At 63.8% G+C, this 25,864-nt stretch carries 22 protein-coding genes; 16 read left to right on the plus strand and 6 right to left on the minus strand.

Annotation, left to right across the window (positions count from 1 at the left end):
* Positions 1–190: 190 nt before the first annotated feature.
* The 3 genes from LOKVESSMR4R_RS00765 to LOKVESSMR4R_RS00775 all read left to right on the plus strand — a co-directional run bounded on the left by LOKVESSMR4R_RS00765 (position 191) and on the right by LOKVESSMR4R_RS00775 (position 3,233).
* Complete coding sequence (locus LOKVESSMR4R_RS00765; protein WP_087205833.1) at positions 191–853, plus strand: response regulator transcription factor; 663 nt, start codon at positions 191–193, stop codon at positions 851–853.
* The gene (locus LOKVESSMR4R_RS00770) at positions 850–2,193 is read left to right on the plus strand and encodes a sensor histidine kinase (protein ID WP_087205835.1); all 1,344 of its coding nucleotides are present in this window, start codon (positions 850–852) and stop codon (positions 2,191–2,193) included. Before LOKVESSMR4R_RS00765 ends, LOKVESSMR4R_RS00770 begins: the two co-directional genes overlap by 4 nt.
* 62 nt (positions 2,194–2,255) lie before the next feature.
* The gene (locus tag LOKVESSMR4R_RS00775) at positions 2,256–3,233 is read left to right on the plus strand and encodes a DUF2125 domain-containing protein (RefSeq protein WP_087205837.1); all 978 of its coding nucleotides are present in this window, start codon (positions 2,256–2,258) and stop codon (positions 3,231–3,233) included.
* On the opposite strand, the gene LOKVESSMR4R_RS00780 is transcribed toward LOKVESSMR4R_RS00775, so the two are convergent.
* Positions 3,230–4,210: a YcjF family protein gene (locus LOKVESSMR4R_RS00780; RefSeq protein ID WP_087205840.1), complete on the minus strand. Its 981-nt coding sequence runs from the start codon at positions 4,208–4,210 to the stop codon at positions 3,230–3,232. The two genes, LOKVESSMR4R_RS00775 and LOKVESSMR4R_RS00780, sit on opposite strands and share 4 nt — an antisense overlap.
* Positions 4,207–5,619, minus strand: a complete 1,413-nt coding sequence (locus LOKVESSMR4R_RS00785; RefSeq protein ID WP_087205842.1) for a YcjX family protein — start codon at positions 5,617–5,619, stop codon at positions 4,207–4,209. The genes LOKVESSMR4R_RS00780 and LOKVESSMR4R_RS00785 overlap by 4 nt, the downstream gene beginning before the upstream one ends.
* A 94-nt stretch (positions 5,620–5,713) precedes the next feature.
* On the opposite strand from LOKVESSMR4R_RS00785, the gene truA reads away from it, so the two are divergent.
* The 4 genes from truA to LOKVESSMR4R_RS00805 all read left to right on the plus strand — a co-directional run bounded on the left by truA (position 5,714) and on the right by LOKVESSMR4R_RS00805 (position 13,314).
* Positions 5,714–6,487 carry a tRNA pseudouridine(38-40) synthase TruA gene (gene truA / locus LOKVESSMR4R_RS00790; protein WP_087205844.1) on the plus strand — a complete coding sequence of 258 codons (774 nt, stop codon included), beginning with the start codon at positions 5,714–5,716 and terminating at the stop codon, positions 6,485–6,487.
* Positions 6,488–6,600: 113 nt separating this feature from the next.
* Positions 6,601–8,376, plus strand: coding sequence for an autotransporter assembly complex protein TamA (locus LOKVESSMR4R_RS00795; RefSeq protein WP_237331872.1), 1,776 nt, complete (start codon positions 6,601–6,603; stop codon positions 8,374–8,376).
* The gene (locus LOKVESSMR4R_RS20735; RefSeq protein ID WP_087205846.1) at positions 8,373–12,635 is read left to right on the plus strand and encodes a translocation/assembly module TamB domain-containing protein; all 4,263 of its coding nucleotides are present in this window, start codon (positions 8,373–8,375) and stop codon (positions 12,633–12,635) included. The genes LOKVESSMR4R_RS00795 and LOKVESSMR4R_RS20735 overlap by 4 nt, the downstream gene beginning before the upstream one ends.
* A gap of 106 nt (positions 12,636–12,741) precedes the next feature.
* Positions 12,742–13,314, plus strand: coding sequence for a hemerythrin domain-containing protein (locus LOKVESSMR4R_RS00805; RefSeq protein ID WP_087205848.1), 573 nt, complete (start codon positions 12,742–12,744; stop codon positions 13,312–13,314).
* Here the strand turns inward: LOKVESSMR4R_RS00805 and LOKVESSMR4R_RS00810 are convergent, their stop codons facing one another.
* A complete protein-coding gene (locus LOKVESSMR4R_RS00810; RefSeq protein WP_087205850.1) occupies positions 13,315–13,671 on the minus strand; it encodes a dihydrodipicolinate reductase in 357 nt (118 codons plus the stop codon).
* 96 nt (positions 13,672–13,767) lie between these two features.
* Positions 13,768–14,577 (minus strand): 4-hydroxy-tetrahydrodipicolinate reductase, encoded by an 810-nt coding sequence (gene dapB / locus LOKVESSMR4R_RS00815; RefSeq protein WP_087205852.1) that lies wholly within the window; start codon positions 14,575–14,577, stop codon positions 13,768–13,770.
* Positions 14,578–14,673: 96 nt separating this feature from the next.
* Here dapB and rbfA point away from each other — a divergent pair, with 96 nt between their 5' ends.
* Both rbfA and LOKVESSMR4R_RS00825 read left to right on the plus strand, forming a co-directional pair.
* Entirely contained in the window at positions 14,674–15,069 is a 396-nt protein-coding gene (gene rbfA, locus LOKVESSMR4R_RS00820; protein ID WP_087205854.1) for a 30S ribosome-binding factor RbfA, read from the plus strand.
* Positions 15,066–15,782, plus strand: coding sequence for a phosphodiester glycosidase family protein (locus tag LOKVESSMR4R_RS00825; protein ID WP_087205858.1), 717 nt, complete (start codon positions 15,066–15,068; stop codon positions 15,780–15,782). Before rbfA ends, LOKVESSMR4R_RS00825 begins: the two co-directional genes overlap by 4 nt.
* Here LOKVESSMR4R_RS00825 and LOKVESSMR4R_RS00830 read toward each other — a convergent pair.
* Positions 15,749–16,186, minus strand: coding sequence for an NUDIX hydrolase (locus LOKVESSMR4R_RS00830; protein ID WP_087205860.1), 438 nt, complete (start codon positions 16,184–16,186; stop codon positions 15,749–15,751). The genes LOKVESSMR4R_RS00825 and LOKVESSMR4R_RS00830 overlap by 34 nt on opposite strands.
* Before the next feature lie 105 nt (positions 16,187–16,291).
* Between LOKVESSMR4R_RS00830 and LOKVESSMR4R_RS00835 the strand changes: the two genes are divergently transcribed.
* The 4 genes from LOKVESSMR4R_RS00835 (at position 16,292) to LOKVESSMR4R_RS00850 (ending at position 18,946) form a co-directional block, all read left to right on the plus strand.
* Positions 16,292–17,200, plus strand: a complete 909-nt coding sequence (locus tag LOKVESSMR4R_RS00835) for a thioredoxin family protein (protein ID WP_087212307.1) — start codon at positions 16,292–16,294, stop codon at positions 17,198–17,200.
* Positions 17,201–17,226: 26 nt separating this feature from the next.
* Entirely contained in the window at positions 17,227–17,868 is a 642-nt protein-coding gene (locus tag LOKVESSMR4R_RS00840) for an LON peptidase substrate-binding domain-containing protein (protein WP_087205862.1), read from the plus strand.
* On the plus strand, positions 17,865–18,044 hold the full coding sequence (locus LOKVESSMR4R_RS00845) for a Trm112 family protein (RefSeq protein ID WP_087205864.1): 180 nt from the start codon (positions 17,865–17,867) through the stop codon (positions 18,042–18,044). The genes LOKVESSMR4R_RS00840 and LOKVESSMR4R_RS00845 overlap by 4 nt, the downstream gene beginning before the upstream one ends.
* Positions 18,045–18,145: 101 nt before the next feature.
* The gene (locus LOKVESSMR4R_RS00850; RefSeq protein ID WP_157898095.1) at positions 18,146–18,946 is read left to right on the plus strand and encodes a hypothetical protein; all 801 of its coding nucleotides are present in this window, start codon (positions 18,146–18,148) and stop codon (positions 18,944–18,946) included.
* Here LOKVESSMR4R_RS00850 and LOKVESSMR4R_RS00855 read toward each other — a convergent pair.
* The gene (locus tag LOKVESSMR4R_RS00855) at positions 18,943–20,190 is read right to left on the minus strand and encodes a UbiH/UbiF/VisC/COQ6 family ubiquinone biosynthesis hydroxylase (RefSeq protein ID WP_087205868.1); all 1,248 of its coding nucleotides are present in this window, start codon (positions 20,188–20,190) and stop codon (positions 18,943–18,945) included. The two genes, LOKVESSMR4R_RS00850 and LOKVESSMR4R_RS00855, sit on opposite strands and share 4 nt — an antisense overlap.
* Positions 20,191–20,234: 44 nt before the next feature.
* On the opposite strand from LOKVESSMR4R_RS00855, the gene LOKVESSMR4R_RS00860 reads away from it, so the two are divergent.
* The 3 genes from LOKVESSMR4R_RS00860 to LOKVESSMR4R_RS00870 all read left to right on the plus strand — a co-directional run bounded on the left by LOKVESSMR4R_RS00860 (position 20,235) and on the right by LOKVESSMR4R_RS00870 (position 25,848).
* Positions 20,235–21,563, plus strand: a complete 1,329-nt coding sequence (locus LOKVESSMR4R_RS00860; protein ID WP_087212308.1) for an amidase — start codon at positions 20,235–20,237, stop codon at positions 21,561–21,563.
* Positions 21,564–21,743: 180 nt separating this feature from the next.
* Positions 21,744–22,922, plus strand: coding sequence for an aminotransferase class I/II-fold pyridoxal phosphate-dependent enzyme (locus tag LOKVESSMR4R_RS00865; protein WP_087205870.1), 1,179 nt, complete (start codon positions 21,744–21,746; stop codon positions 22,920–22,922).
* A 10-nt stretch (positions 22,923–22,932) separates the two neighbouring features.
* Positions 22,933–25,848 (plus strand): DNA translocase FtsK, encoded by a 2,916-nt coding sequence (locus LOKVESSMR4R_RS00870; protein ID WP_087205872.1) that lies wholly within the window; start codon positions 22,933–22,935, stop codon positions 25,846–25,848.
* Positions 25,849–25,864 lie beyond the last annotated feature (16 nt).

Below are 25,864 nucleotides of genomic sequence, written 5' to 3' on the forward strand. Positions count from 1 at the left end.
TTTTATCGCAGCCCTGCCCCCGGCGGCCATGGCGGGGGCCGCCATTTACCAATTTTTCACAATTTCCGGTGTTCCGATTGCATGCGCAGAGATGATCATGAATGATACATTATCCGCTGCTTGCCGATTGTCCTGACCGCAAGCATCCCGCACCGGCCTTGCAACCTGCTTTACAATTGTGACGTTAATCATGCGCATTCTCTTGGTTGAAGACGAGCCCATGCTCGCGCAGCAGATCAATACCGTTCTGGTGACCGAAGGCTATGCCGTGGATATCGCCGATGACGGTATCACCGCCGAGCGTCTGGCCCTCTTGCAGTCCTATGATACGATCGTGCTGGATATGGGGCTGCCCGGCCGCGACGGGATGCAGGTGCTCAGGAACTGGCGCGCTGCTGGTATGCGCGCCCCGGTCCTGATCTTGTCGGCGCGCGATGGCTGGACCGAACGGGTCGATGGGCTGGATGCCGGTGCTGACGATTATCTGACCAAGCCATTTCACATGCCAGAACTTTGCGCCCGGCTGCGGGCGATGATCCGGCGCAAATCCGACCAGCCCAGCCCGGTTTTCGAACAGGGTGATGTCCTGTTCGATTCGCGTATCAATCAGGTCATGCGCGCCGGAAAAAGCGTCAGGCTGACCGCGCAGGAAATGGTGGTCCTGGCCTATCTTTTCCATAACGCGGGGCGGTTGGTGTCGCGCAGTGAATTGTCACAGCATCTCTATCATCATGATGGCGAGCGCGAGTCCAATACGATTGCCGTCTTTATCAACCGTCTGCGCAAGAAACTGGGTGACAGCCTGATCGATACGGTGCGGGGCCGGGGCTATATGATCAAGGCGCCCGAATGACATCTTTGCGCGGTCGGGCCGTGATCGGCGGCATTCTCTGGGCGGCGGTGACAATCTCTTTGGGGTTCGCCGGGCTGCAATCCTTCATTGATCAAGGCGCCGAAGAACGGTTCGACGAATTGCTGCTGGCCCGCCTGTCACAGGTGGTCGCGGCCGTCGAAAATGTGGCCGACACCCCCGAGGCAATCGCGGGCGCGGTGGGTGATCCGATGTATCTGCGCCCGATGTCGGGGCTTTATTGGCAAGTCGAAAACGAAGCCGGTCAGCTGTTCCGCTCGCAGTCTTTGGGCGATCATATCTTGCCGCGCCCTGCGATGGCCGTTGACGGGATCATGACAGAGCGCTTGCTGGGCCCGCTGCGTGACCCGCTGCGCGGCATGTCCCGCCGCCTGGTGCTGGATGATGGCAATATCTGGCATGTGCAGGTGGCAAAATCGCTGCGCAGCCTGCAAAGAGAATTGGCCCAATTGCGTGAAATCATGCTGACGGCCTTTACCTTCGTCGTGGTGATCGGTGTCGTCGGCGCCTTGTTGCAGGTCACCGTCGCGCTGCGCCCCATCGAAAAGCTGCGCCGCGATGTGCAGCAACGCTGGACCAGCGAGGGTGGCATGGACCACGGCAAATACCCAGAGGAAGTCGCCCCGCTGGTCTATGATATCGACACGCTTCTGACCCGCAACCGCGAGATCGTGCAGCAATCGCGCAAACAGGCGGCCGATCTTGGTCATGCGATCAAGACCCCCGCCGCGATCATGCGCAACGAACTGGACGCGCTGGCGCGTCAGGGCCAGCCTGTGGATGCGGCGATTGCCGCGCTGGACCGTCTGGATGCCCAGCTGAAACGGGCCTTTGGCCGGATGCGCGCGCAGACCGGCATCGCCGCCTTGCCCGCCGTCACCGAGATGGACCGGTCCTTGGGTCGGATGGTCTGTGCTTTCACCGATATGGCGGCGCAGCGCGGCCTGACGCTGACCGCGCATTATCCACCCGGCCAGCGGCTGCGGATCGACCCGACCGATCTGGATGAAGTGCTGGGCAACCTGCTGGACAATGCGCTGAAATGGGCTGACAGCACGATCCGTTTGACGGCCAGCCCGCAGGCGGATGGCGTGGTCATCACGCTGGAAGATGACGGGCCGGGGATTCCGGCGGACCAGATCGCGCTTGCGATGGGCAGTGGCCAGCGGTTGGACAATGCCAAACCGGGGACCGGCCTTGGCCTGTCGATCGCGGCGGATCTGTTGCAGGCCTATGGCAGCGCGCTGGTGCTGGATCGCTCTGTGAATTTGCATGGGCTGCGTGCGGCGTTCCGGCTGCACAGCGTCCAGCCGCAGGGTTGACAAGCGGGCGTTTTCCCCTTGCATGTCCCGACCAGGACAATGCGCCAAAACGGAGACCGCCCATGCCCCGCCTGACCAAGATCCTGATCCTGGCCGTGCTGCTTTTCGGCGGTTACTGGTTTGCCGGATCGCAGCTGCTGCAAGCCGCACCCGACAGGGCGGCCCGCCTTTTGGCGGCGCAAGGTGTCGATATGCAGGTCGGCTCTGTCGCGACAACCGGTTTCCCCGCAAGGTTCGAGACAAGGCTTGGCGATCTGCAGCTGACCCATGCTGCATGGGCATGGCAGGGCACGGGGCTAGAACTGCAGGCCGATAGCCTGCGCCCGCTGGCGGTCAATGTCACTTTGCCGCCGGAACAGGATCTGCGCATCGCGGGCCAATCCTTGCAGATCACCAGCGCGGCATGGCAGATCGCAGCCGCGCTGCGCCCCACGACACGGCTGCCCTTTGATCGCGCCAGCCTGCGGATGGACCGGTCCGAAATCGTGTCGCAGGCCGGTTGGCAAATGGGGCTGCGCGCATTGGTCATGACCCTTGCGCTGGCCCCGGATCAAGAGACGATCTATGATGCCACGCTGACCGCCGAGGCCATCACCTTTCCCGCCTTGATGCGCGACCAGATCGACCCGCAAGGCCAGCTTGGCCCGCAATTGGACGCTCTGCGCGGTGCGGCCCGCCTCACCCTTGCCCGCCCGCTTGATCGTAATCTGCAAGGGCAGCTGCCGGATCTGGACCATATCGCGCTGGATGATCTGCAAATCGACTGGGGGCCGGTCACCGTGCAGATGTCGGGCGATATCGCGGTGGATGCGGCCGGTATGCCCACGGGGGTGATCATGCTGCGCACGCGGCAATGGCAAACCGTCATTGATCTGTTGATTGCCTCTGGCGTCATTGACGCGGGGCTGGCCCAGACCGTCACCCGGTTTGCGGGCTTCATGGTGGATGGCGAAGGCGTGCTGAACCTGCCCCTGACGTTTCAGGACGGGGTCGCGCTGGTCGGGCCGGTGCCGGTTGGCCCTGCCCCACGTTTGCGCTAGGCGGGGCTGAACAAGCCTGTCAGCGCGCGGCGCACCAAGGCGGTAACGGATGGGCGCGGGCTGGCGTGAAACGGCAGTGGGCGGCAGACCTCGATCGCCGCGACCCCGACACGGGCGGTCAATGCGCCGTTGACCACGCCTTCGCCGAACCGCCGCGACACTTTGGCCAGCAGCCCGCCCCCTGCGATGGTGCCGATCAGATCATCCCCCACCGCCAGGGCCCCTGTCGCCAGCAGATGTGTCAACACCCCGCGCGTCAGCCGCCAGCTGCCCAATGTGCCCGAGCGCCCGCCATAGATTTCCGCGATCCGCCGGATCATCCGCAAATTCGCGCTCAGCGCGGTGATCAGATCGGCCAGCGCCAGCGGCACAAAGGCCGTGACCATCGCGACTTGGCGGGCCGCGCCTTCCACCTCGCGCAGGGCGCGCTGGTCCAAAGGGTGCAGCAGCGTGGTTTCCGCCAGCCCCAGCAGCGCATCGGCATCCAGCATATCGCCCTGCCTTTGCGCCAGTTCTGCCTTGCCCCAAGCGGTGTCGTCACGCCCGGCATAAAGCTGGTCCAGCGCGCCGATCACCTGCCGCGCGCTGTGAAGGTCATTGCTGACCAGCGCATCCCGCGCGCTGATCTGCAGGGCGTCCAATTTGCGCAAGCGGCTAAAGGCCGATAATTCACGCAGCCCGATGATGACCAGCACCAACAGCAAAAGCCCGATCAGGACGGTCGCGATCCCGCCCAGCACCGGCGCGCGCGCCAGCAATCCGGTGACGTAATCCCACGCCGCCAGCGACACGACAAAGCCTGCCAGCAGCAGGGCAAGGCCCCAGAACCAGCGCGCCAGCGGCGATGGCGGGCGGCTGGCGACCACGGCAAGGCGTTGCATCGCGGCGCCCTGCACTGCGTCGGGGACAGCGGGGGCGGTGTCGGGGCGGGCCATGTCCTGCCCGTCAAGATCAATCAGAACCGGTTTGCGGGTCATAGCCTGTCGCCCAGCAGGAATTGCGCGGCCCGGTCCAGCCGGATATGCGGCGGCCCGTCACCGGGGCGCAGGGTCAGCCGGGCAGGCGCGAAATTCATCACGCTATAATCGGCATCGAGCCATTTACCCGCGCCTTCGCGTGCGGGGGCCAGCAGATGCGCGGGATCATCGGGCAGTTTGCCGGGATAGAACGCTGCCTGCTTGCCGCCCTCCAGCAACCGGCCGCGCACGACATCAAGGCGGCCATCCGCATGATCGACGGTATCCTCGACCGTGGTGCGCAGGGCGGCAATCGCCATCGCGGCGGTCTGCGCGCCCGCAAAATCCGCACGGTCGCGCGCATCGCGCAGCAGGGCCTGCGTGATCGCGGTCAATTGCGGATGCTGGGAATGGTGCAGATGATCGGCCTTGGTCGCGGCGAAAAGGATCTTTTCCACCCGCCGCCCTTTGAAGATCCGCGTCAGAAAGGCATTCCGCCCCGGTTTGAAGGCCGACAGGACAGCCGCCATCGCGCGGCGCAGATCCTCCAGCGCGGCAGGCCCCGCATGGATCGCGCCCAGCACATCGACCAGCACGATCTGCCGGTCGATTTTCGCGAAATGGTCGCGAAAGAAGGGGCGCACGATATTGGCTTTATAGCTGTCAAACCGCCGCGCCATTTCGCGCCCCAGGGATTTGCGCGCGAAACCGTCGCCCGGCAGCGGGGCAAAGGTCAGCACGGGCGATCCGGCCAGATCACCGGGCAACAGGAACCGCCCCGGCGTGCAATCGGAAAATCCCGCCGCGCGCGCGGCATTCAGATGCGCTGTAAAGGCAGCGGCAAGTTCAGCGGCCTGCGGTTCTGCCAAAGCCGCATTGCCATCGGTCTGCCCCGCCAGCGCCAGATAGGCATCACCGCCGGGGCGGCCCTTGGCGCGGTCCAGTGCTGCCTTGGACCATTGCGCATAGCTCAGATCCAGCAAGCCAAGGTCCAGCAGCCATTCGCCCGGATAATCCACGATATCGAGATGCACCACACGCGGCCCTGACAGCCCCGCCAGTAATCCACCCGGCTGCACCCGCAGCGACAGGCGCAATTCGCTGATCTGGCGTGTGCCTTCGGGCCAGCTGGGGTCCGGCGCGGTCAGACGGGCGAGATGCGTTTCATAGGCAAAGCGCGGCAATGTATCATCGGGCTGCGGTTGCAGAAAGGCAGTCTTGATCGCACCATTGGCGGCGGCGGTCAGCTGCGGCATCCGCCCGCGATCCATCAGATTGGCGACCAGCGAGGTGATGAACACGGTCTTGCCGGCCCGCGACAGGCCAGTGACACCCAGCCGGATCACCGGTTCGGTGAAAGGCGCGCTGAGCGTGCTGGTCACACCTTCGACGCCCCGTGTGATCTGATCGGCGATTGCGGCGATACCCAAGACCGGCCCTTTCCTCGTTCGCAAACAGATAAGCATGGCATGCGCGGATGTGTAGGGATTGATTTTGCGCACCGGCTCGCCTAATCGGGGACCTATGCCGCGTTATGCCCTTCTTGTTGAATATCACGGCGCGCCGTTTGCGGGATGGCAGCGGCAGACCAGCCTGCCATCCGTGCAAGGCGCGATCGAGGCGGCTTTGGCCAAACTCGAACCCGGCCCCCATACAATCGCCGCCGCAGGGCGCACCGATGCGGGGGTTCATGCGACAGGGCAGGTCGCGCATTGCGATCTGGCGCGCGACTGGGACCCGTTTCGTCTGTCCGAGGCGTTGAATTACCATCTCAAGCCCGATCCGGTCGCGATCCTTGATTGCGCGGTCGTTGCTGATGATTGGCATGCGCGGTTCGATGCGGTGGAACGGCGCTATCTGTTCCGGCTGATATCGCGGCGCGCGCCGCTGACGTCCGAGGCGGGGCAGATGTGGCGGGTCAATCACGATCTGGACGCAGAGGCGATGCAGGCGGGGGCGGATCACCTGCTGGGCCAACATGATTTCACGACGTTCCGGTCGTCGATCTGTCAGGCGAAAAGCCCGGTCAAGACGCTGGATGAATTGCGTATCGAGGTCGTGCCGCGCCCTGTGGGCACCGAATACAGGTTTCATGTGCGCGCGCGGTCGTTCCTGCATAATCAGGTCCGCAGCTTTGTCGGCACGCTGGAACGGGTCGGCGCGGGGGCTTGGCAGCCGGGTGATGTGGCCCTTGCCTTGGCTGGGCGGGACCGTGCCGCCTGCGGGCCGGTCTGTCCGCCGCAGGGGCTGTATCTGGCAGGGGTGCGCTATCCCACCGACCCTTTCGCCCGGGGCTAGGCGGTGCCGGAACCAATCGGCGCAGCGGACGTTTGCTTGGGGGATTGGTCAAGCCGGACCCATTGGGCTAGGTCTATCGTCAGAGGCGACCAAAGCTTTGAGAAAGGCGCTGCGTGAAAAGCAAGCTCTGGATAGCAATTGCCCTTGTTCTTGGCGCGAGCGGGGCCATTGCGCAGGATATCCGCCTGATCGCGACCACCGCGCGCGAGGCGTTGAACCGCGCCTCGCTGTTGCGCGCGCTGGACGAGACCGCGGTGCCGCAGGATTATATCGCCGCCGCGCGCGCGGATTACCGCCGCCTGCTGACAGCGCTTTATGCCGAAGGATATTATGGCGGCACGATCTCGATCACGATTGACGGGGCCGAGGCTGCGAACCTTGCGCCTTTGGCTGCCCCCGCCAGCATTGGCGAGATCGTGATCACTGTTGACGCAGGTGTCCCATTCACCTTTGGCGAGGTCGCCATTGCGCCTTTGCCGCCCGCTGCTGATATCCCCGCCGATCTTGGCCCGCGCGTGCAGGCCCGGTCGGGGGTGATACGCGCGGCGGCGCAGCAATTTTTGCGCAGCTGGCGCGATCTGGGCTATCCGCTGGCGCAGCTGGACAGCCAGCAGATCATCGCCCGACACCCGGATGCAAAGCTTGATGTGACCATCGGGCTTGATCCCGGACCGCAGCTGCGGTTCAGCGCGTTGGAGGTTTCGGGCAACCGGCGGGTGCGCAGCGAACGGGTGCGCGCCATCGCGGGGCTGCCCGAAGGTGCGATCTATTCCCCCGCCGCCGTGGATCAGGCGCAGGCGCGTCTGCGCCGGACAGGGACGTTCAACAGCGTATCGTTGATCACCGCCGATCAGGCTGGCCCGGGCGATACGATCGGATTGCGCGCGCAGTTGGACGAGGCCAAAAGGCGGCGGATCGGCTTTGGTCTGGAGCTGTCGTCGGTCGAAGGGGTGACGGTGTCCAGCTTTTGGCTGCATCGCAATCTGCTGGGCGGGGCCGAACGGTTGCGCGTCGAAGCGGTCGTGTCGCAGATCAATGCCGATGCGGAAGGTATGGATTACGCGCTGCGCGGCAGCTTTGGCCGCCCCGCGACATTCGGCCCTGATACCGATTTCTTTATCAACGCCGAAGCCTCGCGGCAGGATGAAGACACTTTCCTGATCGATGCGGTCGAGGTTGAGACTGGCCTGACCTGGTATCTGCGCGATGATCTGACCCTGCAGGGCGGGATCGGCGTGCTGACCGCGCGTGAAGACACCGATCTGGGGAAACGCGATTACACTTTGCTGACCCTGCCGCTGCGCGCCACGCTTGACCGGCGCGATGCGCCCTCTGACGCCAGCGCGGGCTATTACCTTGACGCGCGCGTGACGCCTTTTGCCAGTTTTGACCGCGATCTTGACGGCGCGCGGTTTTATGGCGACGCGCGGGTCTATCGGTCTTTTGGTGCTGATGACGGCTTTACCCTTGCCGCGCGCGGCCTTGTCGGCAGCCTGCTGGGGGCGCCAATAGCCGAGGCCCCGGCGGATTTTCTCTATTTCTCGGGCGGGGGCGGCACCGTGCGCGGGCAGCCCTATCAATCGCTGGGCGTGCAGCGGCAGGTCGGCGGGCAAACCGTCACAAGCGGCGGGGCGTCATTTCTGGCCGCACAGCTAGAGGCGCGCTATGCGATCCGCGACAAGATCGCGCTGGTCGGGTTCTACGATACCGGTTTTGTCGGAGAGACCGCCATCCCTGGCGAAACTGGCGATTGGCATGCGGGTGCAGGCGTTGGTCTGCGCTACAAGACCGGCATCGGCCCAATCCGGCTGGATATCGGCACACCCGCCAGCGGCGATGATGCGGGCGACAGCGTGCAGGTCTATATCGGCATAGGACAAGCGTTTTGAAGCATCTTTGCCTGATCTTGCTGCTGCTGGTCCTGCCTGTGTCCTTGGTCGCACAGACCGCGCAGGATGACCGCGGCTATCTGACCCGCCTGATCGAGGACAACCTGTCAGGCGCGGATCGTAATGTCACGATCACCGGTTTCGAAGGCGCGCTCAGTTCCGAGGCGCGGATCGCGCAGATGACCATTGCCGATGCCGAAGGTATCTGGCTGACGCTTGAGGATCTGGTTTTGCAATGGAACCGCGCATCGCTGTTGCGCGGCGCGATCAGCGTGCAGCAATTGCGCGCGGGCCGCGTGATCCTGTCGCGCGCGCCGCTGGGCGGTGACACTGGCCCCTCGCCCGAGGCGCAGCCCTTTGCCCTGCCGGACTTGCCGGTCAGCCTGTCGATTGACGTGCTGGACATCGCCCGGATCGAGATCGCCGAGGTCTTTCTGGGCGAACCTGTTGTCGCCAGCCTGCAAGGATCGGCGCAGCTGGCGGGCGGCGAAGGCAGTGCGGATATTCTGGCGACCCGGCTGGAGGGCAAGCAAGGTGCGTTCCAGATCGCGGGCAGCTATTCCAATGAAACCGATATCCTGTCGCTTTTGCTGGACCTGAACGAAGGCCCCGACGGGATCGCGGCGCGCCTGCTTGATTTGCCGGGGCGGCCCTCGGTCGCGCTGACGGTGCAGGGCGCGGGGCCGCTGGATGATTTTGGCGCAAGCCTGGCGCTGGCGACGGATGGCCAGGACCGTCTGGCGGGGGATTTCCGCCTGGCGACGCAGGATGATGGCCGCCAGCAAGTGCGGCTGGATGCCGGGGGGGACATTTCCGCGCTTTTCGCGCCGGAATACCGTGATTTCTTTGGCAGTGACGCGCAGGTGCGGGTGGCGTTCAACCGGGCTGCCGACGGCCGCATCGATATCCCGCAGATCACGCTGGATGCAGGCCGCGCGCGCCTGTCCGGCAGCATGCGGATCGGGGCGCAGGGCTGGCCAGAGGTGATCAATATCACCGGCGGCATCACCCCTGCTGCGGGCGAGGCTGTGCTGTTGCCGCTGCCGGGGCCGCGCAGCTTTGTCGATGGTGTCACGCTGGAATTGGCCTATGACGCGGCCATATCCGACGCCTGGACCCTGGATATGACGATCAACGGGCTGGCACGGCCGGGCCTGTCGATTGCACGGCTGGGCCTGCAGGGGGGTGGTATCCTGCAATCCGGCGAGGGCGATCTGGAGGGGCGGGTCACCGCCGATCTGACCTATGGCGCGCAGCGCCTTGCCTTTGACGATAGCGCGGCGGCGCAGGCCCTGGGTGATGCGGTGCAAGGCGCGCTGGCGCTGGAACGGATCGAAGGGCGCCCGATGAACATCACCCGCCTGTCGCTGGCAGGGGCGGGTATCGATCTGTCGGCCGAGGCCGAAATCGCAGGCGCGGGCCAGGGTTTTCAGACCGAGGCTGCCATCGCCTTGCAGGTGGCCGGGCTTGACCGCTTTGCCACGCTGCTGGGTCAGGATCTGGGCGGCAGCGCCCGTTTCGATATCGCCGCCGATCTGACCCCGCTGGACGGGCTGTTCCGCATCGGCCTGACAGGCAGCACCGAGGATCTGCGCATCGGGGTGGCGCAGGCCGATGCGGTGCTGGCCGGCAATGGCAGCATCGCGGCCACGCTGGTGCGCGATCGTGACGGGACACGGCTGCAAGATCTGCGCGTGGCAACTGACGCGGCAGAGATCACCGCCAGCGCCACCGCGACCAGTGCCGGATCGGTGGCGGATGTCACCGCGCGGCTGCGGGATCTGTCGGTCGTGCTGCCTGAACTGTCCGGCGCGGCCTCGACAAAGGGGCGGGTGACGCTGTCGGCGGATGACCAGATCGCGTTCACGCTGGCGGGTGATGCGCCTGCTGCAACCTACCGGATGACCGGCACGGTTGCGCCGCTGGCTGATGAGAGGCAAAGACTGGATATCGCGCTTGCCGCCGATGTCAGCGATCTGTCGCTTTATGCCGGTGTCGCGGGGCGCCCGCTGGCGGGGGCAGCGGCGGTGCATGTTGAAGGTTTCGTGCTGGATGATGGATCGCGTTTCACGTTGGATCTGCGCGGCGACACAGATGACCTGATCACCGGGGTCACGCGGCTTGACCCGCTTTTGGCGGGAACGGGCGAGATCGCCGCCCAGATCGTGCGCCCTGCGGATGATGCGCTGCAGATTTCGGATCTTTCGGTGCAGACCCCGGCCATGACCCTGCGCGGCGCGGCAGATGTGCGGCGGGACGGGCCGATGACGGCCGATCTTGCGCTGCAGATCGCGGATGCCCAGCTGATCGATCCTGCGCTGCAAGGGCCGCTGGCCCTGACGCTTGACGCCGCGCCGACCGCTGACGGGCAAACGGCGGCGCTGTTGCAGATCGCGGGGCCTGATACCGCCCTGCGCTTTGATGCGGTTGTGGCTGGTCGCGCCGCCGATTTCGTCACCACCGGCGCGCTGACGGCGCAGGTGGCCGATCTTGCCGCCTATGCCGGGCTGGCCGGGCGGCCCTTGCGGGGCAGTATTGACCTGAGCGCAGAGGGCCGCGTGGTGCCTGACCTGAGCGCATTTGATGCGCAGGTCAGTCTGCGCAGCGAAGATCTGGCCATCGGCAATCCGACGGCGGATGCGCTTTTGGCCGGAACCGGCCGGATCACCGCCGATATCGGCCGGGCCGATGGCGTGCTAGAGGTGCGCACGCTTGAGATCTCGACGCCGCAAGTGTCCTTTGTCGGCGCGTTGAACAGCAATGCGGGGTTCCGGCAGGGCCGGTTCAACGCCAGTTTGCGCGACGTGGGCCTGTTGACCGACCAGATCAGCGGGCCGGTGCGCGCCACCGGCAGCGCATCGCTGGATGCGGCGGGCAATTGGGGTGTGGATGCCACCGGCACCGGACCCGGCGGGCTGACCGCGCAGGTGCAGGGCACAGTCGCGCAATCGGGTGCGCTGTCACTGGCGATCACGGGCGCGGCCCCCTTGGCGCTGGTCAATACCGCGATCGAGCCGCGCCGGTTAAGCGGGACCGCCAATTTCGACCTGCGCGCAGAGGGGCCACCGGGGCTTGATGCGTTCAGCGGGCAGATCACCTTTGCCAATGGTCGCCTTGCCGCGCCGACGCTGGGGCAGGCATTAAGCGCGATCACGGGGGCGGTGCGGCTGGATAACGGGACAGCGCGTGTTGATCTGCGCTCTGGCGTCGAGGGCGGCGGCAATCTGGCGATCACCGGCCCTGTCGGGCTGGGCGAGGGCAATCAGGCCGATCTGACCATCCGCCTGAATGATGTCGTTTTGCAAGACCCGCAGCTATACCGGACCAGTGTCGCGGGCATGATTACCCTGCAAGGCCCGTTGCGGGGGGGCGCGCGGATCGACGGACAGCTGGCGCTGGGCCAGACCGATGTGCAAGTGCCGTCCTCGACGATCAGCACGCTGGGCGCCTTGCCCGAGGTTGTCCATTTGCAGCCTGACCGCGCAGCTGTGACCACGCTGGCCCGCGCGGGCCAGTTGCCAAGCGGGGCGCAGGCCAATGGCACCGGCACCGGCACGCGGCGCGCCTTTCCGCTTAATATCGTGATTGACGCGCCGTCGCGGATTTTCATCCGCGGTCGTGGGCTGGATGCTGAACTGGGCGGCCGGCTGACCATCGGTGGGACCAGCGCCGAGGTGATCCCCGTCGGACGGTTCGATCTGTTGCGCGGGCGGATCGACATCTTGCAACAGCGCTTTGAGCTGACCGAAGGCAGCGCGTCGCTACAGGGGGAATTTGAACCCTATATCCGGCTGGTCGCCTCGACCACCAGCGCGACTGGGACCCAGGTCAGCATCGTCATTGAAGGCCCCGCCAGTGAACCGCAGGTCAGTTTTGAATCCGTGCCCGACCTGCCGCAGGATGAAATACTGGCGCAGCTGATTTTCGGCCGCGATCTGCAAAGCATCAGCCCCTTGCAGGCGGTGCAGCTGGCGGGGGCGATCAGCACGCTGGCGGGCGGCGGTGGCGGCGCGGTTGACCAGCTGCGCCAGAGCCTGGGGCTGGATGATTTCGACGTCACCACCGACGAGCAAGGCAATGCCGCCCTGCGCGTCGGGCGCTATCTGTCCGAAAACGTCTATACCGATGTCACCATCAGCAGCGATGGTGGCACCGAGATCAATCTTAACCTCGATATCACCGATGAAATCGTGGCCAAGGGCGGCGTTGACGAGGAAGGTGACACCGGTATCGGGATTTTCTTTGAGCGGGACTATTAGCAATCGTGCGTGCTTGCCGGACCAGACCTGCGCCTGTGAACAGCGCCGGGACTGGTCAGGGCGGCGCGCAGGTATTAGCTGTCGATGACGCCAAGAGGAATGACTGATGTCCGATGAACTTTCCCTGATCAGCCGTGAAAAACTGCCCGATGCCTTGCGCGTGCTGCTGGCGGATTACCCGCGTGAGGCCTGGGAAAATGACCCCGGTTTCGATGGGCTGATCCGTTTTTGGCTGGACCGGCACCTGATGTTCCGTCGCCTGATGGCCGAGATGGGCAGCGTCACGGAAAAGCTGCTGGACCGCAAACTGGCCCCCGACCAATTTGCCGCGAATCTGTCGCGCTATGGCGGCATGTTCGTCAATGGCCTGCATGAACACCACACGATCGAGGATAGCGTCTATTTCCCCAAGCTGATGCAAAAGGACAAGCGGATCAGCCGTGGCTTTGACATTCTGGATGCCGACCATCACGCGCTGGACGAGTTTCTGGCCTCTTTTGTCACCAGCGCCAATGGCGTGTTGCAGGCGGCTGGCCCGCGCGATGCCTTGCAGGACAAGGCCGCTGCGTTTCAGGCAGAGCTGACCCGGCTGGAAAAGCTGCTGAACCGCCATCTGGTTGACGAGGAAGAACTGGTCGTGCCGGTGCTGCTGCGCTACGGCAGCCCCGATATGGGCTGATCATCTCAACCGAAAGGCGGCAGAGCGGCCAGCGCCCTGATCCACGGTGAAACGGATCAGGTCGTCGTTGATCTCGACCAATTGGCAATTATAGGGGATCAGCGATCCGCCCCAGTAAAGCTCGCGGCAGAAATAGCCGTCCTGCCAGCTCCAGGTGCCTTCGACGCCCCAGCCGATAGCGCTGCCGATCACCTGGCCGCTATCGAGAACATTCAGCGTGATCCCGTAAAAGCGGTGGCGCAATTCCTTGCCGTTGACCAGCGACAGAAATGTTTGCTCGTCGGTCACGGGCGCATAACTTGCCGATGCTGCGCCGGCTGTCAGCGACAGACCAAGCGCCAAAATCAATCTCTTCATGGTCACCCTCGGATGCATTCCTTGGTTTTACGCAAGGATGATCCGGTCGGTTCACTCGGGCCGGTTGTTTTGGCGGATCTTGGCCTGTGCGGCGCGTTACAGCCCCAGCACATCCATCATGTCATAGGCGCCGGGGGCCTTGTCCTGCCCCCAAAGTGCGGCCTTGAGCGCGCCCCGCGCAAAGATCGCACGGTCGGTCGCCAGATGGCGCAGCACGATCCGTTCGCCGGCGGCGGCAAAGATCACGTCATGTTCGCCGACGATGTCACCGCCCCTGATCGCGGAAAACCCGATATCGCCGCGTTTGCGCGCGCCGGTCATCCCGTCGCGGCCTGCGTCGCGGACATCGGACAGCGTCACGCCGCGCCCCGTGGCCGCAGCCTCGCCCAGCATGAGCGCCGTGCCAGAGGGTGCATCGACCTTTTGATTGTGATGCGCCTCGACGATCTCGATGTCGAAATCGGGGTCGAGGGCTTCGGCCACCTTTTGCGTCAGCTTGACCAGCAGGTTGACGCCCAGTGACATATTGCCCGCCCGCACGATCACCGCATGGCGTGCGGCGGCGTCGATGGCCTTGATGTCGGCGTCCGACAGGCCCGTGGTGCCGATCACATGCACCGCGCGCGCCTGTGCGGCCAATGCGGCAAAGCCCAGGGTCGCGGCAGGTGCGGTAAAGTCGATCACGGCCTGCGCGCGGGCGAACGCCTCTAGCGCGTCATCGGTGACGGCAACACCTACAGGTTGGCCGCCCATCGCCGTGCCGATATCCTGCCCGATCCAGTCGTGGCCTGCGCGTTCCAGCACGCCCGCCAGATGGCATTTGTCGGACGCCAGCACCGCCTTGACCAGCATCTGGCCCATGCGCCCCGATCCGCCTGTGATCACGATTCCCGGTGTGTCGGTCATATCCGCCCCCAAATTGTTCGTCCCGTCTTAGCGGCGCTTTGCCCCCGGTGCAAAGCCTTGCTTGGCTTTGCCGGTCACAGTGATTACATGCGGGGCATGGCAAAGAACACACAACGCGATGGCAAGGCCCCGACGCAGCGCATGTTGCGCGTGGGCGAGATGATCCGCCGGACCCTGTCCGAAATCCTGCAACGGGGCGAGGTTCACGACCCCGACCTTGCGCGCATGTCCATCACCGTGGGCGAGGTGCGGATGTCACCCGACCTGCGGATCGCGACCGCCTTTATCCTGCCGCTTGGCGGGATCGGCAAAGAAGAAGCGCTGGACGCCCTGCGCCGCAACCGTCACGAGGTTCGGCATCTGGTGGTCAAGGGCGGCACGATGAAATTCGCGCCCGAATTGCGGTTCCAGCTGGATGGCACCTTTGACCAGATGGATGCGACCCGCGCCCTGCTGGCCGAGGATCACGTCAGGCAGGATCTGGACGAGTGAGACTGGCGCTGGCGTTGCTGATCGGTTGGTTTGCCCTGCCTGCGGCGGCTGTGACCTGCGAGAACATCACCTATCTGGGCAAAAGCTATACCGCCTGCGATGTCGATCCGGCAGTGGATGATCTGCGCCTGTTTCTAAAGGATGAGGATCGCATCCTTGGCAGTTTCCGCGCCATCGAAGGCTTGGCCGGTGTGACCGCGCTGCCTTTTGCGATGAATGCGGGCATGTATCATGCCGACCGCGCGCCCGTGGGCCATTACGTCGAAAACGGGGTGCAGGTGATGCGCGTCATCCCCAATGCCGGGCCCGGCAATTTCGGCCTTTTGCCCAATGGCGTCTTCTGCATCACCGATACCACCGCGCAGGTGATCGAAACGCTGCGCTATGTCGCCGAATCGCCTGCCTGCCGCGATGCGACGCAATCAGGCCCGATGCTGGTGATCGATGGCGCGCTGCATCCACGGTTTCTGCCCGATGGCACGTCGCGGTTTTTGCGCAATGGTGTCGGCACGAGCGTTGACGGGGACCGCGCGGTTTTCGTGATCTCGAACGAGGCGGTCAGTTTCCACGAATTTGCCAGTTTTTTCCGCGATCATCTGCAATTGCCCAATGCGCTCTATTTCGATGGCAAGGTGTCGCGGCTGCATGCGCCCGCGCTGGGACGGTCGGATTTTGGCGCTCAGATGGGGCCGATCGTAGGCGTGGTCGAATAGGCCAAGGCGATGATGCGGTCTACATCCGCGCTGCTGGGCAAGGTGCGCACATCTGCAACAGCGATCCAGCCCGCATCCGTCACATCATCGGCGGCAACAGGCGTGCCGCTGACGTAATCACATAGCACCACTGCCAGCAGGAAATGGAACTGCAAGGCGCCCGCAGCATCGTGCAGGATGATGTCGAGATTGGTCAGATAGCGGACCGGGCGCGCGATCACGCCGGTTTCCTCGGCCAATTCGCGCGCGGCGGCGGCCAGCGCGGTTTCGCCCGCATCCACATGCCCGCCCGGAAAGCCCCATAACCCCGCATCCGGCGGGTTCTTGCGGCGCACCAGCAGGACCTTGCCCTGATGCAGGACAACAGCAATCGCACCAAGGCGGGGCAGCGCAGGTTCTTTCATGCCCGCAGCCTATGCTTGCCGCGGCCCAAGCGAAAGCGACATTGCCCCTTGGCGCGCGATGTGATTGCACACATATATACCGCAAGCCCGCTGAAGGAGACCGCCATGCTCGAATTGAACGCCCAACCACAGGCCCCAGTTGACCTGATCAAGGACGGCACCGATGCCAGTTTCCCGCAGGATGTGATCGCGGCCTCGCAGGATGTGCCGGTCATCGTGGATTTCTGGGCGCCATGGTGCGGCCCCTGCAAGACGCTTGGCCCCGCCATCGAGGCCGCCGTGACCAAGGCCGGCGGGCGCGTCAAACTGGTCAAGATCGACGTGGACCGCAACCCGGGCTATGCCGGTCAGCTGCGGGTGCAGTCGATCCCCACGGTCTATGCGTTCTATCAGGGCCGTCCGGTGGACGGGTTCCAAGGCGCGCTGCCGCCTTCCGAGATCAACGCTTTCGTGGATAAGATCGCGGCTTTGGCGGGCGAGCCTGACAACGGGCTGGCCGATGCGATTGCGGCCGCCGACCAGATGCTGACCGAAGGTGCCGTGACCGATGCGGCCGAAACATTCGCCGCGATCCTGCAAGAAGACCCCGCCAATGCCGCCGCCTATGCCGGGCTGGTGCGCTGCTATCTGGCGCTGGATGATATCGATCAGGCCGAGGCGGCGCTGAACGGCGCACCTGCCGAAATCTCGACCGATCCCGCGCTAGAAGCCTTGCACGCCCAGATCATCCTGCTGCGCGAGGCGGCGAATGCCGGACCTGTCGGTGAATTGCAGGCGCTGGTCGATGCGGACCCCGCCAACCATCAGGCGCGGTTTGATCTGGCCGTGGCGTTGCATGCCAATGGGCAGGTGGAACAGGCGGTGAATGAATTGCTGGACCTGTTCCGCCGCGACCGTGACTGGAACGACGGGGCCGCAAAAACCCAGCTGTTCAAGATTTTCGACGCCCGCGATGCCAAGGACCCGATCGTGCTGGCCGGGCGGCGCCGGTTGTCGTCGATGATATTTGCCTGAGGGCAAAGGCGGACTATGTCATGCCAATGATATCATCAACTGATCTGCCGGAGACGATTCCGGTATTCCCCCTGCCCGGCGCGCTGCTTTTGCCGCGTTCGCGCTTGCCGCTGCACCTGTTCGAGCCGCGCTATCTGGCGATGCTGGACGATGTGATGAAAACATCCTCGCGGTTGATCGGGATGGTGCAACCCTATGACGCCCCCGGCGCGGCGGGCAAGCTGCACAGCATCGGCTGCGCGGGCAAGCTGACCGCGTTTTCGGAAACCGAGGATGGGCGCTATATGATCACCCTGTCGGGCGCGTCGCGGTTCCGCATCGTCGAAGAGGTCGAGGGTTTCACCCCCTATCGCCGCTGCAAGGTGAACTGGAACGGGTTTTCGCGTGATCTGGGTCCAGTGGAAAAGGATGAAAACTTTGACCGCGACAGTTTCATGAAAGCATTGAACCGCTTTCTGGTGGATCATGGGTTATCGACCGATTGGGACAGTCTGAGCGAGGCAGAGGATGAATTGCTGATCAATTCGCTGTCGATGCTCTGCCCTTTCACCCCCGAGGACAAACAGGCCCTGCTGGAAGCCCCGTCGCTGTCCACGCGGCGCGAAACCCTGCTGACGCTGATGGAATATTCCCTGCGCGGCGGCAATGGCGAAGGTGTGATGCAATGAGCGATACCGGTTTCGACCCCAAGATGCTGGAGGCGCTCGTCTGTCCCATCACCCACGCCACCCTGCGCTATGACGCCGAGCGGCAGGAACTGGTCAGCGAGAACGCCCATCTGGCCTTTCCGATCCGCAACGGGATTCCGGTGATGCTGGTGGATGAGGCGCGACAGCTCGCGTAATCTGCCAGCGCTATATGCCGGGCGGTCGATGTCGTTGACAATGCTTGGTCCCTATCCGTAGACCTAGCCACAGTGTTTGCAGTGGTGTCAGGGTTAAGGTTGTGGATTTTCAAGTTGCGAGTTTCTGGTTCGGATCGCCTTTGTCATATGTGGAAAGAGTCTGCATCCAGTCCTTCCTGGACCATGGCTATACGTTCAATCTCTATGTTCTCGACCTGCAGATGGAGGTGCCAGAGGGTGTGATCCTGCATGATGCAAGGACCATCTATTCGGATGCGGAATTCCAGAAAGAACCCACATCCCGGCGGCGGGCGGCGGTTTATTCCGATGTGTTTCGTATATATCTTTTGCAAAAGACCGATCATGTCTGGGTCGATCTGGACATCTATTGCGTCAACCCGTTGGATTTTTCGTCCGATTACCTATTCGGTGTCGTCAGGCGCAAAAGCGCGGTCAACAATTGCGTCCTGCGCCTGCCGCGAGATTCGCTGGCGTTGAAACTGATCCTGACATTCCTTGCCTCAGAGGCACCGCTGCCCCATTGGCTGGGGCCTGACAAGATCAAGTCGCTTGTCACCAAATATCAGACTGACGGACAGCTTTCGCTTTATGATCTGCCCTGGACAACAACCGGTCCCAGCGTCACCCGTTGGGCATTGAACATGACTGGTGAAATCGGGCGCGGACAGCATTGGCATACATATTGGCCAGCGCGGGGATTCCTAGACCCCGAAAGACCGATTGACAGCTATGAGCAACCCTGGGTGCGGTTTCACCATTTCCAGGGCGAGACACGCACCGATCTGCGCCATCACTGCGGCGGCATCCCGCCGCGCGGAAGCTATATCGATATGATCTGTCAGCGGCACCAGATCGACGTGAACCGCTATCCCGTGACCTAACCCTGCATCAGCCGTGGCAAATCGCCGTTCAGCCCGGCCGCCTGCCGCATGAAGCCGCGGCGCAGGCGGGGGGCGCTGTTGACCAGCCCCATGCCGATATCGCGTGCGGCGCGGATCAAAGGATTGTCATTGGAAAACAGCCTGTTGAACGTATCTGTTGCCAGCGCCAGCGTCGTCGTATCGAACCGCCGCCATGCCTGATAGCGCTGCAAGGTCTGGGCGCTGCCGATATCCTCGCCCCGGCTGCGGGCCTGCGCCAGCACATCGGCGAGTGCTGCCACATCGCGCAGACCGGCGTTCAGCCCTTGGCCGGCAATCGGATGGATGCCGTGGGCCGCATCGCCGACCAGCGCCAGACGGTCGGCAATCAGGCTGTTGGCCAGTGTCAGGTTCAAAGGATAGCTGAAGCGTGCGCCGGTCAGGCTGATCTGTCCCAGAAAGCTGCCAAAGGCGGGTTTCAGCGCGTCCAGAAACGCCGCATCATCCATTGCGATCAGCTCTTGTGCGCGGGCGCGCCCTTCGCTCCAGACGATGGAGGAGCGGTTTTCCGTCAGCGGCAGGATCGCAAGCGGGCCTGCGGGCATGAAAAACTGATGCGCGATCCCGCCATGCGGTTTGTCATGCGCCACAGCGCAGACCACGGCGGTCTGCCCGTAATCCCAGCCGCTGCGCTTGATCCCGGCGCGTTCGGCGGTGCCGCTTTTGCGCCCATCCGCGCCGATCAGCAGGCTGGCGTCCAGCCTATCGCCATTGGCCAGCGTGACCTGCACGCCGCCCGGCGTCACCGTCTGCGCCACCACGGTTTGCCCTGCCAGATGGGTGATCCGGTCATCTGCTGCCAGCGCATCAAGGAAAGCGCGGCGCAGATGCCGGTCCTCGACAAGGTATCCCATCGGGCCTTCCTCGATCTCGGCATGGTCGAAATGCATCATCCAGGGGCTGGGGCCTTCGCCTGCGCGCCCGTCGGTGACCTTGATTTCCAGCATCGGCTGGGCATGGGCGGCGATCTCGGGCCAGATGCCGATGCCGCGCAGCAACCGCATCGAGGTCAGCGCCAGCGCATAGGACCGCCCGTCAAAGCCGGGGTCCTTGTGGATAGGCAGGGGCTGGCTGTCGATCACCGTGACGGTGAACCCCGCCTGTGCCGCAGCCAAAGCCAAGGCAGGCCCGTTCAACCCGCCGCCCACGATAAGGATATCTGTTTTCATAAGGCGCAATATGGGCGCTTGCGCGGGATTGTCCATGCGCCTTTGCGCCGCTACGGTCCCGCCAAACAGGAGTTTGAATGATGCAGGACTGGCGCTGGATGACTGCCGCGGATCTGGGGCGCGGGATTGCAGCGGGGGCGATTGACCCCGTGGCGCTGACCGAGGTCTATCTTGCCGCCATTGATGCGCATGAATACCGCGACCGGATCTATGCCCGCGTCACCCATGCCCGCGCCCGCGCCGAGGCGAAAGCGGCGGCAGAGCGCGCGGCCTCGGGGTTCCGGCGCGGGCCTTTGGACGGTGTGCCGGTGTCGTGGAAGGATCTGTTCGACAGCGCCGGTATCGGGACCGAGGCAGGCACCGCCCTGATGGCGGGCCGCGTGCCCATATCCGATGCCGCCGTGCTGGACACCGCGACGGCGGCGGGGCTGGTCTGTCTGGGCAAGACCCATATGTCGGAAATTGCCTTTTCCGGGCTGGGGTTGAACCCGATCACCGCCACGCCGCCTTGTGTCAATGACGTGGCTGCCGTGGCGGGCGGGTCGTCATCGGGGGCGGCGGCCTCGGTGGCCTTTGGCCTTGCTGCGGCGGGGATCGGCACGGATACGGGCGGGTCGGTGCGCATCCCTGCGGCCTGGAACGATCTTGTGGGGCTGAAAACCAGCCATGGCCGGCTGTCGCTGGAGGGGGTCGTGCCGCTCTGCCTGACCTTCGACACGGTCGGCCCGCTATGCCGGTCGGTCGAGGATGCCGCATTGCTGCTGGCCGCATTGGAAGGGTCGGGCCCTGTCGATCTGGGCGGCGCTGATCTGACCGGCATGCGGTTGATGGTGCTGGACACAATCGTGCCCGAGGATATGCGCGACGCCCCCCGCGCGGCATTCGCGGCGAGTGTCGCGAAATTGCGCGCAGCAGGCGCGCAGATCGAGCATCGCTATTTTTCGCAGCTTTTCGATGCGTTCAATATCGCGGGCAATCTTTATGCCGCTGACAGCTATGGCTGGTGGCGTGACCGGGTCGAGGCGCATCCTGAAAAGATGTTTCCCCAGATCCTGGAGCGGGTGCGCGGCGGCAAGACAGTCTCTGGTCCCGATTTTGTCGAGGGCTGGAACATCTTGCGCCGGATCCGCAAAGAATATGCCGCCGAGACCGCGCCATTCGATGCTGTCATCATGGCCACCGCGCCGATGCTGCCGCCGCAGGCTGCGCGATTATTGACCGATGATGCCTATTACAAATCCGAAAACCTGCTGGCCTTGCGCAATACACGCGTGGCGAACCTGTTGGATGTCTGTTCGATCACGCTGCCCACGGGTGTGCCGTCCTGCGGGATCATGTTCAACGGGCAGACCGGGTCCGAGGCGCGGCTGCTGCGGCTGGCGGCAGCGGCGGCGCGGGCGTTGCGATAAAAGATGTTGGGATAAAAGATTTTGGCCTCCGGCGGGGATATTTGGGCTCGGAAGAGGGGCAAAGCCGTCTGAAAAGCCACAAATTCCGGTTCCTGCAAGGCTAGTTCTGGACACAAGCGCCTTTGCTGCGTTAGTTTGCTTTGAAAGCGGGGCGAAATGATCCCGCGAATTGAGGCAGTTATGGATTTCCCCGCGCGGTTCTCGGATCTTCCGGTCGCGACCTGGCCACGCTTGCGTGCGCTGTTGGACGTGCCGACACAGGCCCCCGACGTCATCAACATGACGATCGGAGAGCCGCGCCATGCCTTTCCCGGCTTTGTCGGTCCGCTGCTGGAACGGCATCTTGGCGGGTTCAACAGCTATCCCAGCAATGAAGGCCAGGCCGATCTGCTGGCGGCGATGGCGGGGTTCTTGCAGCGCCGTTACGGGCTGGATCTGCCGGTTGATTGCATCATCGCGCTGAATGGCACGCGCGAGGGGCTGTATAATGCCGCGATGGCGCTCTGCCCTGAAACCAAGGCCGGCCAGCGCCCTGTCGTGCTGATGCCCAATCCGTTTTATCCCGTCTATGGTGTGGCCGCCCTGTCCGTGGGGGCCGAGCCTGTCTATGTCGCCGCCACATCGGCCAGCGGCCATCTGCCCGATTTTGCCAGCCTGCCTACCGAGACGCTGGACCGCACGGCGATTGCCTATATCTGTTCACCCGCCAACCCGCAGGGGGCTGTCGCCTCCGAGGCCTATTGGCGCGCGCTGATCGGGCTGGCGGAAAAGCATGATTTCATGATCTTCGCCGATGAATGTTATTCCGAGATCTACCGCGATGCGCCGCCGCCCGGTGCGTTAGAGGTCGCCATGGCGATGGGGGCTGATCCTGACCGCGTGGTGATTTTTCAATCCTTGTCGAAACGATCAAACCTGCCCGGTCTGCGCTGCGGGTTTGCCGCGGGTGGCCCGAATGCCATCGCGCGGCTGCGCCAGCTGCGTGCCTTTGCCGGTGCGCCTTTGCCCGGCCCTTTGCAATCGGTTGCGGCGGCCGTTTGGGCGGACGAAGCCCATGTTGTGGAGAACCGGGCGCTCTATCACCGCAAATATGAAATTGCCGATGACATCCTTGGCCATGTGCCGGGCTATCAATCGCCGCAGGCGGGGTTTTTCCTGTGGCTGCCGGTGGATGATGGTGCCGCGGCGGCGGTCAAGCTGTGGCAGCAGACCGGCGTGCGGGTGCTGCCGGGGGCCTATCTGAGCCGCGATGTCGCCGGCCAGAACCCCGGTCACGGCTATATCAGGGTCGCCATGGTGGCCCCGACACAAGAAATGCAGCGCGGTCTGACTTTGATCCGCGACTGTCTATACACATAGGAGATCCCCGATGGCATCTTATCAGTCCCGGCAGCGCGATCCGCTTTTCGACAGCAATACGCAGGCCGCGTTGGAAAAACGCAGCCGCGAATTGGTGGGCCTTGCACTGATCGTGGTGGGGGCCTTGTTCTCGGTGGTGATCGGGACCTATTCGCCCGATGATCCAAGCTGGATTTCCGCGACCGATGCGCCGGTGCAGAACTGGCTGGGCCATGTCGGGGCCTCGGTTGCGGCGCCTTTGATGATGGTGATCGGGCTGGGGTCGTGGATCATTGCCGCGACGCTGATTGCGGCGGGCCTGCGGTTTTTGTTTCATTACGGCCAAGACCGTGTGATCGGCCGCGCCATGTTTACCCCCGTGGTTGTCGTGGTGGCCTCTGTCTATGCCGCGACGCTGGCCCCATCGCAGGATTGGCCTGCCAATTTCGGCATGGGTGGGTTGTTTGGCGATACCGTGCTGGGCGTTTTGCTGACGGTTCTGCCGTTTGGCACCGTGTTCGGGGTCAAGTTTCTGTCGTTGCTGACTGCGATCGTGCTGGTGGCGCTGTTGACTTTCCTGCTGGGTTTCACCCGCCCCGAATTGCGCAAGGGGCTGCGCTTTGTCATGCGCGGGACGGTGTTGATCTATGATTTCGCGCTGCGGATGATGGGCAAAGGTGCGGTTTTGTCGGCGCAGGGCGCGCATGTGGCGACGGCGGCTGTGCAGGCCCGCCGGGCGCAAAGCCGGATGTTTGCTGATCCGCAGGTGACTGATGAGCGCATCAGCCCGCAGGACCCCGCGATGGTCTCTGACTTCGAGAGCCGCTTGCGCGCGGCTGCCGTGGTGCGCGCGCGTCCCGCCTTTGCGACCGAGGAACCGCCTGTCACCGCCTCGCAGATCCCTGCCGCGCCGCCGCCGCTGACAGCGCCGGCGCGTCATATGGCCCCCGAAGCCCCCCCCGCTGCGGGCGGGTTCCTGTCTGGCCTGTTGCGCCGCAATGACCCGATGCCGCCGCCTGAATTGGTCACGCCTGAACCGCGTCTGACGGATGCCGAACCTTTGGCCGATACCGCCCGCGTCAGCGCGCGCATCGCCGATGCCATCCGCAGCCGCACCGCGCCTCCACCCGCGCCGACCGGTCTGCGGATCGAGCCGTCCCTGACCGCCGGGCGCGGGCCGAAGCCGCTGGTTTATGCGCCTTACCCGCCGCTGGTCGTGCCTGAACCGCAACAGGATGATGCGTTGTTCGACGATGCGGATGATGATGAGGATGATCTGTCCTATATGGCGACTCCGCATATGCCGGTTCCGCCTGCGCCAGCCTTTGTCGCGCCACATGCTGTCGTGCAACACCCGCCCAAACGCGCTGTGCAACCGTCGCGTCAGGCCGTGGCCGAGGCGCAGCCTGCGCTGAATTTCGATGATCCCTATGCCGATTACGAACGCCCGCCGCTGTCGCTGTTGACCAATCCGATCGAGATCCAGCGCCACCATCTGAGCGACGAATCGCTGAGCGAAAATGCCCGCATGCTGGAAAGCGTGCTGGATGATTACGGCGTCAAGGGCGATATCATCGCCGTGCGCCCCGGCCCTGTGGTCACGATGTATGAACTTGAACCGGCGCCGGGCCTCAAGGCTAGCCGCGTGATCGGGCTGGCCGATGATATCGCGCGGTCGATGTCGGCTTTGTCCGCGCGGGTATCGACCGTGCCGGGCCGGTCGGTGATCGGCATCGAATTGCCCAATGAGAACCGCGAAAAGGTGGTGCTGCGCGAGATCCTGTCGCATCGCGATTTCGGTGATGGCAACCAGAAACTGCCGCTGGCTTTGGGCAAGGATATTGGCGGCGAGCCGATTATCGCGAACCTTGCCAAGATGCCCCATCTGCTGATCGCGGGGACCACGGGGTCGGGCAAATCGGTCGCGATCAACACGATGATCCTGTCGCTGCTGTATAAGCTGACGCCGCAGGAATGCCGGATGATCATGATCGACCCCAAGATGCTGGAACTGTCGGTCTATGACGGCATTCCGCATCTGCTGTCGCCCGTTGTCACCGACCCCAAAAAGGCGGTTGTCGCGCTCAAATGGGTCGTGGGCGAGATGGAAGAACGCTATCGCAAGATGTCCAAGATGGGCGTGCGCAATATCGACGGTTTCAACGGCCGCGTGAAAGAGGCGCTTGCCAAGGGCGAGATGTTCAGCCGGACCGTGCAGACTGGTTTCGACGATGAAACCGGTGATCCGATCTTCGAGACAGAGGAATTCCAGCCGGAACTGCTGCCCTATATCGTCGTCATCGTGGATGAGATGGCCGATCTGATGATGGTCGCGGGCAAGGAAATCGAGGCCTGTATCCAGCGCCTTGCGCAGATGGCGCGCGCCTCGGGTATTCACCTGATCATGGCCACGCAGCGCCCCTCGGTCGATGTCATCACCGGGACGATCAAGGCCAATTTCCCGACCCGGATTTCGTTTCAGGTGACCTCGAAAATCGACAGCCGCACCATCTTGGGTGAAATGGGGGCCGAACAATTGCTGGGCATGGGCGATATGCTTTACATGGCGGGCGGGTCCAAGATCACCCGCGTCCACGGCCCCTTTGTCAGCGATGAAGAGGTCGAGGAAATCGTCAACCACCTCAAAGGCTTTGGGCCGCCTGAATATATGTCCGGCGTGGTCGAAGGGCCGTCAGATGATCACGAATCCAGCATTGATCTGGTGTTGGGTCTGGGCGACGGGTCCGATCTGGAAAACGCGCTTTACGACACTGCCGTGGCAATCGTGATCAAGGATCGCAAATGTTCCACCAGCTATATCCAGCGCAAATTGGCCATCGGCTATAACAAGGCCGCGCGTCTGGTCGAACAGATGGAAGAAGAAGGCGTGGTCAGCGCCGCCAACCATGTCGGCAAACGCGAGATTCTGGTGCCGGAGCAGCATTAACGGATCGTTAAGCCAT

The organism is Yoonia vestfoldensis (assembly GCF_002158905.1).
Taxonomy (GTDB): domain Bacteria; phylum Pseudomonadota; class Alphaproteobacteria; order Rhodobacterales; family Rhodobacteraceae; genus Yoonia; species Yoonia vestfoldensis_B.

Bases quoted from the DNA above. Each gene is read 5' to 3' on its own strand.
- LOKVESSMR4R_RS00860 (WP_087212308.1), top strand. From the start codon at position 20,235: ATGCAGGACTGGCGCTGGATGACTGCCGCGGATCTGGGGCGCGGGATT.
- LOKVESSMR4R_RS00805 (WP_087205848.1), top strand. From the start codon at position 12,742: ATGTCCGATGAACTTTCCCTGATCAGCCGTGAAAAACTGCCCGATGCC.
- LOKVESSMR4R_RS00830 (WP_087205860.1), bottom strand. From the start codon at position 16,186: ATGAAAGAACCTGCGCTGCCCCGCCTTGGTGCGATTGCTGTTGTCCTG.
- rbfA (WP_087205854.1), top strand. From the start codon at position 14,674: ATGGCAAAGAACACACAACGCGATGGCAAGGCCCCGACGCAGCGCATG.
- LOKVESSMR4R_RS00810 (WP_087205850.1), bottom strand. From the start codon at position 13,671: ATGAAGAGATTGATTTTGGCGCTTGGTCTGTCGCTGACAGCCGGCGCA.
- LOKVESSMR4R_RS00865 (WP_087205870.1), top strand. From the start codon at position 21,744: ATGGATTTCCCCGCGCGGTTCTCGGATCTTCCGGTCGCGACCTGGCCA.
- LOKVESSMR4R_RS00870 (WP_087205872.1), top strand. From the start codon at position 22,933: ATGGCATCTTATCAGTCCCGGCAGCGCGATCCGCTTTTCGACAGCAAT.
- LOKVESSMR4R_RS00845 (WP_087205864.1), top strand. From the start codon at position 17,865: ATGAGCGATACCGGTTTCGACCCCAAGATGCTGGAGGCGCTCGTCTGT.
- LOKVESSMR4R_RS00770 (WP_087205835.1), top strand. From the start codon at position 850: ATGACATCTTTGCGCGGTCGGGCCGTGATCGGCGGCATTCTCTGGGCG.
- LOKVESSMR4R_RS00765 (WP_087205833.1), top strand. From the start codon at position 191: ATGCGCATTCTCTTGGTTGAAGACGAGCCCATGCTCGCGCAGCAGATC.
- dapB (WP_087205852.1), bottom strand. From the start codon at position 14,577: ATGACCGACACACCGGGAATCGTGATCACAGGCGGATCGGGGCGCATG.
- truA (WP_087205844.1), top strand. From the start codon at position 5,714: ATGCCGCGTTATGCCCTTCTTGTTGAATATCACGGCGCGCCGTTTGCG.
- LOKVESSMR4R_RS00835 (WP_087212307.1), top strand. From the start codon at position 16,292: ATGCTCGAATTGAACGCCCAACCACAGGCCCCAGTTGACCTGATCAAG.
- LOKVESSMR4R_RS00780 (WP_087205840.1), bottom strand. From the start codon at position 4,210: ATGACCCGCAAACCGGTTCTGATTGATCTTGACGGGCAGGACATGGCC.
- LOKVESSMR4R_RS00855 (WP_087205868.1), bottom strand. From the start codon at position 20,190: ATGGACAATCCCGCGCAAGCGCCCATATTGCGCCTTATGAAAACAGAT.
- LOKVESSMR4R_RS00840 (WP_087205862.1), top strand. From the start codon at position 17,227: ATGATATCATCAACTGATCTGCCGGAGACGATTCCGGTATTCCCCCTG.
- LOKVESSMR4R_RS00775 (WP_087205837.1), top strand. From the start codon at position 2,256: ATGCCCCGCCTGACCAAGATCCTGATCCTGGCCGTGCTGCTTTTCGGC.